This window comes from Streptomyces sp. NPDC017993, assembly GCF_044328065.1.
Classification (GTDB): Bacteria; Actinomycetota; Actinomycetes; order Streptomycetales; family Streptomycetaceae; genus Streptomyces.
The window spans coordinates 1-13,656 of the sequence record NZ_JBIRGO010000039.1 but is presented as its reverse complement, the minus strand read 5'-3'; the positions used below and the strand labels follow the sequence as shown (position 1 = coordinate 13,656).

Below are 13,656 nucleotides of genomic sequence, written 5' to 3'. Positions count from 1 at the left end.
CCCCGTGGAGGCCCCCGTGATTCCGTCCGTCTACTCCAGGGCCAGCCTCGGAGATGCACGTCAGCGGAAGGCATACCGGGAGTGCTGGCGCCTGATCCGGCGGCGCTACCCCGGCGACAGCGACTGCCTGGCAGTGCTGCCCGCCGAAGTGCGACTCGGCTTGTCTCCGATGTTCGCAGCCTCGATGGTGATCGACGACTTGACGGACAGCGCAGCGACGTCGGCGGACGAGCGCGTGGGACAGGCATCGGCCTGGATCAACATGCTGGAAGAAGACATCGAGCGCGGCGACAGCACGGACCCCGTGCGCCGGGCGCTGGTGCACCTGATGCAGAGACTCGGCCTGCCGGCCGACAGCTTCCGGCTGATGCATGAACGGATCACGCGGGACGCGGTCAAAGCCACCCCGCAGACATGGCAGGAATGGGCCGAATACCAGCGAGCGATCCACGGCCCGATCCTCATCGCGGTCGATAGCATCAGCGCACGGCTCGGAGCGCCTCTGTTCATGTCCGCGGAACACGAAGCCGCACTGGTGAACGGCGTGCTCGGCCTCCAACTGACCGACGACCTGATGGACATCGCCGAAGACCTCGAGCGCGGCTACGTGAAATTTCCCGCGGAGGCCCTGGACGCGTGCGGCGTGAGCGCCGAGGACCTCCTCACCCGCCAGTGGACCCCGGCCATCGCCCGCCTGGTACAGGCCACGACCGAACGGGCGGACGCATGGCTCCGCATGCCCGAGCCCATCGTCCACTGGTCCGTCACCTCAGCCTTGATGACCCGGGCGTTCGCCAGCGTGTACCTGGCAGAGCTGCGCAACGTCGAACGCGCCGGCTCCGCCCTCCTGTCGCGGAAGGTCGCTCTCACCTCAGCCGCCCGGCAGCGCATCCTGCTGCCCACCCGCGTGGCGGCCGCCGTGGCCTGGAAACTCAGCCCCTACACACGCCCCGCACCCACGGCGCGCACCCCGCGCGAACAGCCTGCCGCAACCGACCTCTCCGGCCGTCTGCCCGCCCCGCGCGGACGAGCGCTGCCCCCGGCACCGCACCCGTCCGGAGCGCAACCACCTGCCATCAACCCCGCATCGTTGCCCCGGCACGTGGCCGTCATCATGGACGGCAATGGCCGCTGGGCCGCCGACCGGGCCCTGCCCCGCGCCGAAGGGTACCGGGCGGGAGCCGACGCACTGCGGGACGTCGTAGACGGCGCACTGGAGATCGGCCTGCCGTACCTGACCGTGTACGCCTTCTCCACAGAGAACTGGAAACGCTCCTCCACCGAGGTGGAAGCCATCCTGGACGTGGTCCGCGACAACATCGCAGACCAGGAGTTGTTCGACCGCGACCTGCGGTTCTGCTGGGCAGGCGTGCCCGACGGACTCCCCAAGGACCTCGCCGACGGGCTCCGGGGGCGCGAGCGGACCACCCGGCACCGCACCAGCCTCACGTTCACGATGTGCGTCAACTACGGCGGTCGCAGCGAGCTGACCCAAGCCGCACAAAGCCTCGCCCAGGCCGCCATCGCCGGCGAGATCAACCCGGAAAGCATCAACCAGCGCGCCCTCGCCCGCCACCTGCCCCACCCCGACCTCCCCGACGTCGACCTGTTGTGGCGCACCGGCGGAGAACAACGCACATCCAACTTCCTGCCCTGGCAAAGCTCCTACGCCGAACTGCTCTTCACCCCCACCTACTGGCCGGACATCGACCGCCGCGATCTATGGCAGTCCATCACCACCTACACCCAACGCCAACGGCGCTACGGCACCGCACCCATCGAGAACACCGCCCCGACGCGGAGCACAAGGTGAGCTTGTCGTCTAACCCCCGGGTGTCGCACGAGGCTCGAAGTCGTTCGGTATTTCCCCAGTCCACGGGGACGTCCGCGAGCCTGGCCCCCGATCATTTGCTCGGGGAAGGATGCGGTGCGGAGCCCGGATCGTGGGACTCATCGAGCACAGCGTTCAGCGATACGCGTTCGCGATGGTGTCGCGGTTGGGTCGCATCTATCGCATCTGTGTGCGTGTCTGATGGCTCGGGCGGATGCCCTGTTTGACGTGTGTGACGAGCCTCCCGGCCCCACGGGTTGGCGGCGCCGCTGGCCCCCACCCCTCGAGCGCCCGACCAGGACGGCCATCAGCCGGGCTCTGTGTCGGCGCCGGATGTGCTTTTGATCTTCACGCGCGTGGGGCGTAGTCGGCGTACGGTCTATTCTGCCCTACCGAAGTGCCCCCTTTTGTCGAGCCTTCTCCTCTTCGGCGGCGGCCTTCTCCTGAGAGGTCAGGACATCGTCATCGAGTTGCATCCCGGCGGTGTCTTGTGGGCCCGAGCAGTGGTGGAGTCCACCCTGACCAGGGACAGGTCCACCTCACCTCGTGCCGATTGGCGGCCTCGACGATCAGGCCCTCCAGCCGGGGCTTCGAAAACGCGGCGTCCCGCCACTGGCGGAAGCGATTGTGGACAGTAGGCCAAACTCCCGTGGCTTCTTCCGCCACTGCCCGTCAGTCTTGAACCGACAGATCACGCCTCGAACTGCTGCCGCAGTCCTCGGGATACGGGCCGTACTCACCAACCGGCAGGCGCGCTTCGTCCTCCTCCCCGCGCTCCGCGAGGAACTGGAGATCCCCGTCCCCGCCGACCGGCACCCGGGCCGCGCGTGGAAGCAGGGTCCGGCGCTCGCCGTCGTGCCTGCGCCCCGCACCTGGCCGGTCCGCATCGGGTACGCGGCCGGCATTGCTCGCTACGACCCGGTGTCACGACCAGCGGATACGGCGACTCGACGTCAGTGCGGGTGATGCATCCGGTGCAATTCCGCCTGTTCCCGTATCACCACGGCCCAGCTACTGCCGTAACGCCCAACCCATTCCCGGTAGCGGTTGTGGGCGGTGGCGGCCACCGTCCACTCGCCCTCAAACTGCTGCCCCGTCCGACGTGAACTGCAGCCGGGCGACGTACTTGATGCTCACCGCGCTCTCCTCGCCGCATCCGCTCGCGCCATCATTCGGTGTTCTCCGGGCCCGGGGCGCCGCGCCCGCTCCCTGACCTGACGTCGGCCGGGCGGCGGTCGCCTCATTCGAAGCTTGGCGGGTCAAACGCTGCTGAGGCTTGGCCCGCCGTAGTCGTGGGGCTGGCCGCCGCGCCATTCCACCCACTGGGGGTCATCGAGGAGCGGCTCGGCGTCGGGGAGGCCGGCGCGGCGTAGGAACTCCACGACGTCCATGTCGCTGCGGGCGATGCCGAGGTCGGTGGCGTCGATGTGGACGCGGCGGCCGCCGGTGCCGGCGGGCGGGTGGATGACGATGCGGGCGGTCATGTGGCCAGGCTCCTTGCGGCGAGGTGGTGGCGCATCTGGTCAGCGCGCCCGGAGTGAACCAGAGCGGCGCGCGCCTCACTCGGTACTCGGTCGCCTCCACATCGCCGTCGACCGTCCTCCCGGCAGCCACCGGCACCATCAGCTGAGATGGCGCAGGACGGTGTCGGGGCGGCAGACCGGGCAGGGCTCCGCGTTCTTGGGGTCGGCCAGTTCTTGGAGTGCTTCGGTGTCGCTCAGGAGGCGATCGCCCAGGCATTGGGCGCAGTCGTCGCGGTGGATGTAGTAGTCGGCTGTGCTGGTGCGGGGTGCGTCGTAGATGCGCCACCGCCGCCGCTCGTGCGCAGGGGGCGGGTCGAGACTGCTGTAGTCCTCGTCCGGGAGGGGCTGGACAAGGGAGTAGGGGGCGCTGAAGGCGATCACGCGGGAGGTGAGGGCAGCGCCGTTGCGGCCCTCTTCGTCGCAGTCGGGTATCTCGATCTCCAGCTCGTACCACCACGGCCCCACGCGATCGCGACGCCGGTGCACGACAGCGTCCTGCAGGCGCTGCCCGTCGCGCAGGGTGACCTCGGCCCGCGGCCGGGCGTCGATCTCCGGATCGCGGTACCCCTCCATCGCTAGACCTTGGTTTCTTCGCCGTCGTCCGCCGGCTCGTGGGCGTGCTTCAGAGCTGATCGCGCCTTGACGACGTCCGCGCAGGTGGCCCAGAACGGGTGGGTGAGCACGAAGGTGACCAGCTCCATTTGCCGCTCCCGCACTGCAGCGACCTGCTGCTTCTCCTCCTCCGTCCAGCCGGGAGAATCGGGCCGCTCGCTCTGGTAGTAGCGGCCGTTTTCCCGGGTGTGGCTCCAGCCCGGCAGCGGCTCGACCGACCAGGCAGCCACTCATAGAGGGCAGCGAGCTCGGCTCGGACCTGGTGCAGCTCCAGCTGCGCGTCCAGCAGATCTTGGGGGAAGTCGAAGGTGTCAGCCACACCAGGAGAATACGCTCACTCGTTCGATTCTTGATTAGGGGGCAGGCGTGCCGCGCAGCTTTCACTCATACGGCGACAGCGCCGTGCATGCCGGTCACTGGCGTCGGTCATACGCTGAAGTCCCCGGAGGAAGGGCGGCGGGACGATGCGCGCTACAGCGGTGTCCTCCACCTCAAGCGGTTCGCCGAGCGGGTGAGGACTGCCCCGTGCCGCCCTTCGATTTGCCCGTCGAGCTCGCCCTGGCCCGTCCGGTGGAGGAGGTTCCCGAGGGGCCGGGGTGGGCGCTGGAGCCGAAATGGGACGGCTGGCGCTGCCAGATCCACACCGGCTCGGGCCGGGTATGGAGCCGGCACGGCACCGACCTGAGCCACGCGTTCTCCGACGTCGCCCACGCCGCACGGGGCCTGCCGGACGTGGTACTCGACGGCGAGCTCGTCGCTGTCACGGATGCCGGGGAAGTCGCCTTCGAGCGCCTCCAGAGCCGAGCCGGACGCGGGCCACGGCCCGGTGCGGACTTCTCCGTCCACGTCGCTCTCTTCGACATCCTCGCCGTCGGTGACGCCGACCTGCGACGGCTCCCCTACGACCAGCGTCGGGCAGACCTCCTCCAAGCCCTCGACGACGGGCCGGCAACGCTGCAGCCGGTCCCCTCCACTCGCGACGTGGAGGTGGCGACTGACTGGGTCGGGGCGCTCGGCGGGGTGGAGGGCATCGTGGCGAAGCCTCGCAGCTCGCGGTATGTGGGTGGGCGTGGCCGTTCGGGGTGGGTGAAATGGCGCCAGCGCCACACCGTCGACGCAGCCGTCATCGGCGTAACCGGCACGACCCCCGCAACGCAGGCTTTCATCCTGGGCTGACCCCGCGCGGGGCGGATGCACCCCGTGGGCGTCAGCCTCCCTGTGGGTGGCGAACTTCGCCGGGCGGCAGCTCCGCTCCTGAACCCGGCCGGCACCACGATGCGCGAACTGCCCGGAACCGTAGGCGGCCTGCCCGGTGCCGACCCGATCCTCTACCTGCCGGTGCACCCCGAGATCGTCGTCGAGCTGCAGGTCGACCAACTCCGCCCCGAGTTCGGCCGCTACCGCCACCGACCCCGAGTGCTCCGCATCCGAGCCGACCTGACCCCCGACCTGCTTATCGACGCGCCCTGAACAGGCCGGGGGTAAGCATCTGGGTATCCGGCTCGGCCTCGCCGCTATCGGCGGGGGTAGCGCTCGTCGCCGTTCACCAGGCGGCGGATCACCCGCCCGATGCGGCCAGTGGGTTCGGCCAGTTGGATACGGCAGCCCGCGCAGTGCACTCCGTCGGCCGGCGGTGCGTCCTCTTCAAGCGGGTCGTACTCGAAGGGGGAGCTCTCCAGCGGCCCGTGGCACTTCTGGCACACCGGATCGGGCTCCCTGGCGGCTTCGGCGGCAGCCTCCTGCGCCGCCCACCGCTCCCGCTGTTCCTGGCGCTGGCGCTCGCGCTGCTGCTCCTCCAGCTCGCGCTGCTGCTTGTGGAGTTGATCGCGCCGACGTTCGCGGCGGTTGAAGGCGCGCTCGTCGTCAGGGTTGTCGAGGGCGTCGGGGAGGGTCTGCCAGGTCGGGTGGCCGAAGCGGAACCAGACACGGCCCAAAGGCCCGTGCTCGCGCAGCCGGCCCAAGGTGGTGACCAGGATCGGCACAGCATCGCTGTAATCGGTGTACCCGTCGCGTTCGTCCGAGCCATAGCTGGCGGCGAACTCGCGGTACCGGCCCGCCCAGTGCGTCTCGGCCAGGCGCATGACGCTGTTGATCCGGTTGCTCATCGCGGCCACGCCGACCTGCTTGGTGAACACGATCGCCAACGGCGGATACCCCTCCCGCCCCAACGGGCCGTACAAGGTTTCCCACATCGGGACCGGCTTCCCCGTCGCGTGGGGGTTCGCTGAGGGGGTGGGCGGCTTTACGGTGCGGCGGAAGAACTCGCGGTAGCGACCGGCCTTGCGAGACAGGACGACCGGGTTTTCGGTGCCGTTGTCGACCTCCACGAACATCACCGGCACCCCGGCCTCCGGCACGGTCAGGACCGCATCGGCGCGGGGGCTGTTCTTGCCCGGGGTGGAGAGCGTGCCAGAGACCGGGAGCACCACCTCCGTCGCCCAGGAGCCAATCTCTCCCAGGCCCCGCGGGCGTTCCTCCACGGCAACAGGGTCAGCGGCCGGGTCCTTGCCCACGTCGGTGTCGGAGAGGGTGGCGGCGGGCTGACGCTTCTTGCGGGGCACGGGGCGGGTCGGCTCGGGTGGGGTCTGCAGGAACGCGGTAATGGTGTCGGTGACCTTCACCGCGTGCTTCGCACCCGAACGCGCGGCGCCACGGGCAGTGCCACCCATCTCCCGCACCGGCCGATCCAACACCGCAGCCGCCGCCTCCAGCCCGGGGCCCGTCAGGTTCCACAGCTTCTCGGAGACCAGATTGCCCGCGGCATTGGTGCGGCTGGCCGAGCCGAGCGACTCCACCAGACCGTCACGCCCCAGATCGAGACATCCGTTGCGGACGGTCTGCGCACCGGCCGTACCCGGACACATCAGCTGCCGGATCTGCTCAGCCGTCGCCACCTTCACCACACCCAACGCCGCAAGCACCATCTGCCGCGTCTTCGCCGTCGACCCATACGGCCGCCGCTTCGTCCCGCCCACGCCCCACCCCTCCCACCACACCGCCCACAGCCGGTGCATCCCCACTCGGCCATGCGGCCACGAGCACCAGCCCGAAACCCGACGCCCCACCCCACATCACTAACACCAACCACTGACAAGAAAAGGGGAAGGAGGGTTGTCGAAGCACCCCAAGCCCCCTTACCACGTCCTCTGACCTGCGGCTTTAGCTTCTCCCCCCGAGGAGAGGGGCGTAGGGGGAACGGTAGGGGAAGCCATAGGACACACAACAGGGAGCACGCCGCGCGGGCCCCCAACACCCCTCAGTACCAGGGCCGCTGCTCGACGACTTCCCCGCGTGTGGGCAGCTGGAGCTGATCACCCAAATCGCCGGGCCGCGCATGTGGGCGGACCTGGGCCGAGCGGCGCTGCACACGCAGCCGGACATCATCGAGGCCCTCCACGCAACTCGCCTGAACCGGACCCGTGAGAAAGCCAGTAGACCGTGCGGGCCGGCTTCCCCATACACGAGGCCAACAAGCCCACAGGATGCCGCGAGGTGATGCTCGACTACGAACAGGAGGGACACAGCTCCGGGAGACTCCGAATCGACAAGGAGGGCCGTGCCACCATCGAATTCGAGGACGTGCCAACGAAATCCTCGGCGAGGCGATCGACCGAAGTTCGGCATCGGATGGTTCGAGGGAGCCGAAGGCCCACTACAACGGCCGGGCCCGCCTCAGTCGGTGCCCCTCTTCTCGTTCGGTATGAACGGCGTTGTCATCGCCGCTGATGCTTCACGTCATGCAGGGGCTACGGCTTCCCGGCTACCAACTCGTTGGCGGCATTGAGGGCAAGGTGCCAGGGATATCCCTCCCGACGCCGTTCCCCGGGTTGGTTCGGTTCGAACCCGCCCGGTCCGTAGAGCACGCTGACGCCTGCGCCCCGCAAAGTCTCGATCGATAGGTCGAACTGCGGGTGCTGGACGTAGGCCGCGTTCACACACGGCATGGCCAGCATCGGGATCCTTTTGCCGATGCCCTCGGCCACCACCCCGATGACGAAATGGTTCGTGAGGCCAAGCGCCCACGAATTGATCGAATTGAACGTGGCGGGGGCGAACAAGATGACGTCAGCCGGCGGCCATGCATCCGCCTCGCCAGGCCACTTGTACTCCGCCCGTACGGGCCGGCCCGTCAGATCCTCCAACGCGGCGGTGTCGTCGGCGAGCCAGCGTGCAGCCATCGGCGTCAACCCGACACAAACCTCGAACCCGCTCTCTTGAGCGCGGCGCACCACGTCCGGAAAATCGTGGACGGGCGGAGCAGCGGACCCGAACAGATACAACACACGGCGCGACATGGGGCCATCCCACCACACGCAGCAGCCCGAGCCGTGAGGTGCCGGGGCGGAAGCGCTGCGCTCGTATTCGACTCCTGGGTATGTTCGAAGTGGCTGCGAGGACTGGAGACCTGTATGCCTTCACTGGACGACGATCACACTGGCGCACGCATCAAAGAGCAACGGCGATTGGCGCACCTCACCCAACGGGAACTGGCCGCGCTGCTGCCGTACTCGTACAGCCTCCTCAACCAGGTTGAATGCGGGGCCCGGTCAGCGACGCCCGACTTCATCGCCGCAGTGGCCAATTTGCTCCGCATTGACGTCACTGCCCTGACAGGACAGCCGTATGTGACCGAACTCCAGCAAGACCGCCTTGCCGCACTGGTGCGGCCCATCCGTGAGGCTCTGGACCTCTACGATCTCGGCGCCGACCCGGAGGTGGTTCCCCGGCCCGCCGTTGAGCTGGTGGCTGCGGCCGAGCGACTCTGTCAGACGGTGCGGGCCACTCGTCTCCGGCGTGCGGCGACGGATCTCCCTGGACTGGTTCGGGAGCTGACATCTGCGGCCTGGACGACGCCGACGACCACGTTGTGGCAAGCCCTCGCCTCGACGTACCGCACCTCACATGACATCGCCATCAAGCTCGGCTACTACGATCTTTCGAGTGTGGCTCTCGACCGCATGGCTTGGGCTGCGGACCGTGCCTCGGATCCCTGTCTGTCTGCCGTCCGCCAGTACATGCGCGCACTGGTGTACTTCCGTGAGGGTGAATACACGATCGGACAGCGTCTTATCGGCGCCGGTCACGGGCTGTTGAACGGGCCGGCTGAGACCCGCGAATTGATCGCTGTCAGGGGCCAGTTGCACCTGGGGGCTTCCGTGATTGCGGCCCGGGCCCGGGATTGCAGCGCCGTCGAGTCGCATTTGCAACAGGCCGGCGAATGTTCGGGGCGTACGGGCGATGCCAGCGATGTGCACTGGCTCTCCTTCGGGCCGACCAATGTGCTGCTGCACCGAATGTCGGCGGCTGTCGAGATGCGGCTTTACGACGATGCACTCGTCCAAGCGCGGCAGATCCACCTTCCCGCCGGCGTCGCCACGTCCCGGCGGGCGCACTACCTGATCGACCGTGCCCGTTCGGAGATGGAGACGGGCCGGAACGCGGCCGCGCTGGCCAGCCTGGTCAAGGCGCGGCATGCCGCTCCGGAGCAGACCCGCTACCACCCCGCTGCCCGAGAAACCATCAGCGGCCTGGTGCATCCCGGCCGCCGCACACCTGACACCCTCGGTCACATGGCGGCCTGGATCGGCATGTAGCTGCCCCTCTGCGCGCCGTTGGCCGCCGCTCACAAGACTGTGAGCATTGTGAGCACGCCGGGACTCCAAGCTAGGCCCCTACCTGATCGACGACGGACGGGATGGGGCCGCAGGAATGAAGACCAAGCGCATGCCGCACGCAGGCGAGGTGGGACCTCTCGAGCAACTGCTTCCGATCGACGCCGAAACCATCAGTGAGACGATCCGCCGAGCGCTGGGCATGGGCGCAGCTCCCCTCGACGCCAAGGCGATGGCTGAGGTAGAGGAGGTACTGAGCGGGCACATCGGGCTTCTTCTCCCGGAGGTCCGCAAAGCAGCCGAGCAGCTGCCACCCTCTAGCGCCGAGGCACACCGCCTACGGGCGCGGCTCGACTGTATCCAGCAGCAGAGCCATTTACAGGCCCACCACGCGCTTCGTGTGCATGTGCAGGTCCAGCTGCTCGCACGTGACTGCCACTGGCTGTTGGCCCGGCACACTGGCGAGGTGTGCCGGTGAGCGCAGAGCGGGCGCCGCTGGCTTTCGTCTACGACCGGTGCGCGTCCCGATCTAAGCGCCATCTCGACATGCGGCTCATCGGATGCCACACCTACGCCGACCACAAGGGATGGGTCCTCGCCGGGCGCTGGCTCGACCTTGGTGATGCTGCCGTCGACTGCGCCCGGCCGCAGCTCGGCGAGCTGCTGGCTGCTATGCGTGCGGCAGCCCCCGGCCGCGAGGTGCTCTGTCTGGTCCACAACTGGGGCCGTCTCGCTCACGACGTCCAGCACCGCATCGCCATACAGCAGCGCGTCGCGCAGGCCGGTGGCTACTCGGCGACTACCTTCGACGAGTCCGACCAGCGCGCCCGCATGGCCCTCACCGGAGTCCGTCATGCCTGAGCAGCGCCGCACCCGCCTCATCGTGACCTACCTGACGTGCCTCGCCACCCTGGCATTCGTCCTCGCTGTCGGCATCGCCGGAGGCGAGCATGGCTGACGGCGACCGCTGCGACTGCGGCTCGACCCTCGACCTGCGCGACGTCCACGTCGACGCCGCCACGGGCCCTAGCATCATCGTCACTGTCTGCGGCTTGTGCGCGGCCGGACCGGTAAGCCCGTGCCCCGTGCCCGAGTCGGTCGCCCGTATCCTCGCCCGCCGAGCCGGCGTGCGGCTCCCCCGAGAACCGTCGAGACTCAGCCTCCGAGACCTCCCGCTGCGCAGCGACCCCGAGGCGCAACGGGAACGCCTGGCCGCCGCTTACCTCACAACGGCGGTGGCCGGCAGCACCATCCGCTATACCTGCTATGGCAGGCCCAGCTGATATCTCGACCACATGGAGGAGCTCATGAGCACTCTGCAGATGTCGGACAGCGGCAAGCACGGCGGTCAGCCGGAAGACAAGCCGTGGACGCCGCCGACCCCGAGTCCCGACGGCGAACGCCCCAAGGTGGCCTGAGTCAATGACCGACCCCCGACAGGGGCACGCTGCGCTCGTCCAGTCTCTGGACGAGCGCGGCCTGTTGACCCCAAGCTGGCGCGCGGTGTGGGAGCGCACCCACCGTGAGGCATATTTGCCTGAGGAGGTATGGCGGCAGGACCGTGACCGGTGCCGCTCAGCCACGACCGCCGCAGAGCGCGCCGCCCTGGTGTACTCCGATGAGCCCGTCGTCACGCAGGTCGACGACGGCGCTGAGGGCGGGCCCGGCATCGCGACCGCTTCCAACTCCATGCCCTCCATGGTGGCGAGGATGCTTCAGCTGCTCGATGTATGCGACGGGCAGCAAGTTCTGGAGATCGGCACCGCCACCGGCTACGTCGCCGCACTCCTCTCAGCTCGATTGGGCGACCAGAACGTCACCAGCGTTGAGATCGACGCGTCGCTGACAGCGCAGGCCGAACGGAATCTGTCGGCCGCCGGATACCGACCGCAGTTGGTCGTCACCGACGGGGAGCATGGCTGGCCGGCGGGCGCACCGTACGACCGGATCATTGCCACCTGCGCGCTCCGGCACGTTCCGTACCGACTGATCGAGCAACTACGGCCAGGGGGCGTACTGGTGACGCCCAGGGTGGGCGACTTCTGGTGTGGGGCCCTCGTCCGTCTCACCGTCGCCGAGGACGGTATGGACGCGTCGGGCCCGTTCGCGGGCACAGCCACATACATGCCGATGCGCTCGCACCGTGGCGCAACTGGCGCTACCCCGGACACATCCCGTCCGCGGTCACGGGGCGCGGAGGTTCTTCCGCAGGAGATGATCACGCCCGGGTTCGCCCTGTACGCGGGCGCCCGTCTCCCGGGGGTCACGCTCACTGAGGGGCGGGAAGGCACTGCCCTACGTGTGTGGGTGCATGACGGTCAAGGCTCGGGGGCCATCGCGGATGCAGAGGGTACCGTCACCGAATTCGGGGACCGCAGCCTATGGGGAGACGTGGAGGCGGTCTGGCGGGAGTGGGACAAGCTGGACCGTCCCACTGACACCGACATGGGACTGACCGTCACCAAGAGTGGCGAGCGCGTATGGGTGCGGAGTCCTTCCCGGTGCGCGGATCCATTGCAGTCACCGCCTGTGCCAGGTCGGCACAGCTCTACCTAGTCCGACGAACACAGAAATAGCCGTGAGCGGGGCGGAGCTTCCTTCGCCGGCGGCGGGAAATCTCCGCCGCGGTCGCGTCGAGGAACCGGCACCAGGCCACGGTGACCAGCCAGCCCTTCGCATCCCGCGGAGGGTCGGCCGGCCAGACGCAGACCGCCTCGACCAGCTCGTCCTGCACGGTGTCCTCGTCCGCCGCGAAGCCTGCTCCGCGGCGGACGAGGTTCCCGAGCGCGCCTGGCGTGCGGCTCCGAAGCGGGCCCTCGTTCACTTGAGAGGTCCCTCGGTGATGAAGGGCAGCGCGGTCAGGAACGGGCGCAGCTCGATCCACTCGTGGATCGGCTTCCCGCCCCCTCCGAGGCGGCCGACAGCTCCCCGACCAGCTCGACAGCGCGCTCGTAGCTGTCGACATCGATCACCATTCAGCCGGCGATGAGGTCCTTGGTCTCGACAAACGGGCCATTGGTGACCGGCGGGCGGAAGCACATGCTGTAACGGTCGGCCCCCGCCGCTGGCCTCGCGGTTCGCGAGAAACTCCTCGAGAGGGTGTATGAGCATCTCGATCGCGCGGGGTTCGTACTCGGGCGGCAGGCAGGGGGTCGTCCCAACCGCCGCGGCGAGCGAGCGACCAGCCACTCGTGCCACCCCGCCAGTCCGGGTGCCCCGAGCCCGAGTCGAGCTCGGGTCGTATCCGGTGAGGAAGGAGTTCAGCGCGTGAAAGGAGGTACGGCTGACGAACGTCCCGGGCCGCTTGGCGACGTTGGCGAGTACTCGCGTTCGCTCATCTCGATGAGACTGGTCATGCGTCCGTTCTCTCGCGTGATCAGGGTGATGGCCGCCTGGAGTGTTACGGACTTGGGCCCAGGTCGGTACCGGTGCCGGGTCAGCGGCAGATCTTCCGGGGCGCCCCCGCCGTTAGGTCGTGCTCCGTCATCCGTTTCGACTGCTTGCTGGTTCGCTCAAACCTGATCATCTGGAGTCCAGCCGTGGCCCAAATGCGCCGATGACCGCACTGCGGCAATACCTTCGCCCTCTTCCCGACCCGCATGGAGCGTTTCGTTGACATGCCACATGGGCCGGGCTCCGGGCGGGTCATGTGGGGGATGGAGCGGCGGACGGTGTGCCGCGTAGTGCCTTGCGCAGGGCTGCTACTTGGGTGGATGTCACTGCCGTGGTCGGGGCTGCGACGTGGGTGGTGGCTGTGCCGGTGCAGCGGGTGCATGTGGTGGCTTGCCGGCCTCGGGGCAGTGGGTCCCTGCATTGGAGGCACTCCGCCAACGGCGCGGCTGCCTGTGCGGTCTGTGGGCGGGTGCGGTGTGGGGGCCGTTTGCGCGTGAGGCGGTTGGTGAGGAAGGCGCGTGCGCAGTGCACTACGGGTGGTAACCCTGCGGTGAGCAGGGAGCGGGCTTCCTGCTCGGTAACACCGTGGTCGAGCCAGCGGTCGGCCAGAGGTGCCAGGCCGAGGGCTTCGGTGGCGCTCAGCGCCAGCTTCGGCTCGGAGTGGCTCAGCCCTGCCAGAAACGCC

The 13,656-nt window shown here is 68.6% G+C and carries 11 protein-coding genes and 3 pseudogenes; 7 read left to right on the top strand and 7 right to left on the bottom strand.

The genetic code is table 11. The annotated features are described in order from the left end of the window. Window positions 1-4: 4 nt before the first annotated feature. Window positions 5-1,813 (top strand): polyprenyl diphosphate synthase, encoded by a 1,809-nt coding sequence (gene uppS, locus ACH4FH_RS37445; protein ID WP_398560452.1) that lies wholly within the window; start codon window positions 5-7, stop codon window positions 1,811-1,813. Window positions 1,814-3,090: 1,277 nt separating this feature from the next. On the opposite strand, the gene ACH4FH_RS37440 is transcribed toward uppS, so the two are convergent. The 3 genes and pseudogenes from ACH4FH_RS37440 to ACH4FH_RS37430 all read right to left on the bottom strand — a co-directional run bounded on the left by ACH4FH_RS37440 (window position 3,091) and on the right by ACH4FH_RS37430 (window position 4,285). Further along, on the bottom strand, window positions 3,091-3,315 hold the full coding sequence (locus ACH4FH_RS37440) for a hypothetical protein (RefSeq protein WP_398560451.1): 225 nt from the start codon (window positions 3,313-3,315) through the stop codon (window positions 3,091-3,093). Window positions 3,316-3,453: 138 nt separating this feature from the next. Then, window positions 3,454-3,927, bottom strand: a complete 474-nt coding sequence (locus ACH4FH_RS37435) for a DUF6233 domain-containing protein (protein WP_398560450.1) — start codon at window positions 3,925-3,927, stop codon at window positions 3,454-3,456. A gap of 2 nt (window positions 3,928-3,929) precedes the next feature. Continuing rightward, window positions 3,930-4,285 (bottom strand): annotated as a pseudogene (locus ACH4FH_RS37430) (hypothetical protein). Between the two features lie 206 nt (window positions 4,286-4,491). Between ACH4FH_RS37430 and ACH4FH_RS37425 the strand changes: the two are divergent. Continuing rightward, window positions 4,492-5,142: an ATP-dependent DNA ligase gene (locus ACH4FH_RS37425; RefSeq protein WP_398560449.1), complete on the top strand. Its 651-nt coding sequence runs from the start codon at window positions 4,492-4,494 to the stop codon at window positions 5,140-5,142. Between the two features lie 42 nt (window positions 5,143-5,184). Beyond that, entirely contained in the window at window positions 5,185-5,436 is a 252-nt protein-coding gene (locus ACH4FH_RS37420; protein ID WP_398560448.1) for a hypothetical protein, read from the top strand. 44 nt (window positions 5,437-5,480) lie between these two features. Here ACH4FH_RS37420 and ACH4FH_RS37415 read toward each other — a convergent pair whose 3' ends face one another. Beyond that, window positions 5,481-6,941 carry a replication-relaxation family protein gene (locus ACH4FH_RS37415; protein WP_398560447.1) on the bottom strand — a complete coding sequence of 487 codons (1,461 nt, stop codon included), beginning with the start codon at window positions 6,939-6,941 and terminating at the stop codon, window positions 5,481-5,483. Between the two features lie 771 nt (window positions 6,942-7,712). Beyond that, on the bottom strand, window positions 7,713-8,261 hold the full coding sequence (locus ACH4FH_RS37410) for a flavoprotein (RefSeq protein ID WP_398560446.1): 549 nt from the start codon (window positions 8,259-8,261) through the stop codon (window positions 7,713-7,715). Window positions 8,262-8,375: 114 nt separating this feature from the next. Between ACH4FH_RS37410 and ACH4FH_RS37405 the strand changes: the two genes are divergently transcribed. From ACH4FH_RS37405 to ACH4FH_RS37390, 4 genes are all read left to right on the top strand, one after another. Next, complete coding sequence (locus ACH4FH_RS37405; RefSeq protein ID WP_398560445.1) at window positions 8,376-9,560, top strand: helix-turn-helix domain-containing protein; 1,185 nt, start codon at window positions 8,376-8,378, stop codon at window positions 9,558-9,560. Window positions 9,561-9,675: 115 nt separating this feature from the next. Beyond that, window positions 9,676-10,056, top strand: a complete 381-nt coding sequence (locus ACH4FH_RS37400; RefSeq protein WP_398560444.1) for a DUF6415 family natural product biosynthesis protein — start codon at window positions 9,676-9,678, stop codon at window positions 10,054-10,056. Next, window positions 10,053-10,439: a hypothetical protein gene (locus ACH4FH_RS37395; RefSeq protein WP_398560443.1), complete on the top strand. Its 387-nt coding sequence runs from the start codon at window positions 10,053-10,055 to the stop codon at window positions 10,437-10,439. The genes ACH4FH_RS37400 and ACH4FH_RS37395 overlap by 4 nt, the downstream gene beginning before the upstream one ends. A 561-nt stretch (window positions 10,440-11,000) precedes the next feature. Beyond that, window positions 11,001-12,134, top strand: a complete 1,134-nt coding sequence (locus ACH4FH_RS37390) for a methyltransferase domain-containing protein (RefSeq protein WP_398560442.1) — start codon at window positions 11,001-11,003, stop codon at window positions 12,132-12,134. 34 nt (window positions 12,135-12,168) lie between these two features. Here ACH4FH_RS37390 and ACH4FH_RS37385 read toward each other — a convergent pair. Together ACH4FH_RS37385 and ACH4FH_RS37380 are read right to left on the bottom strand one after the other, a co-directional pair. Continuing rightward, a pseudogene (locus tag ACH4FH_RS37385) lies at window positions 12,169-12,402 on the bottom strand (RNA polymerase subunit sigma-24); the annotation flags it as partial. Continuing rightward, a pseudogene (locus ACH4FH_RS37380) lies at window positions 12,399-12,628 on the bottom strand (YciI family protein); the annotation flags it as partial. The pseudogenes ACH4FH_RS37385 and ACH4FH_RS37380, both read right to left, overlap by 4 nt. Window positions 12,629-13,656: the final 1,028 nt, after the last annotated feature.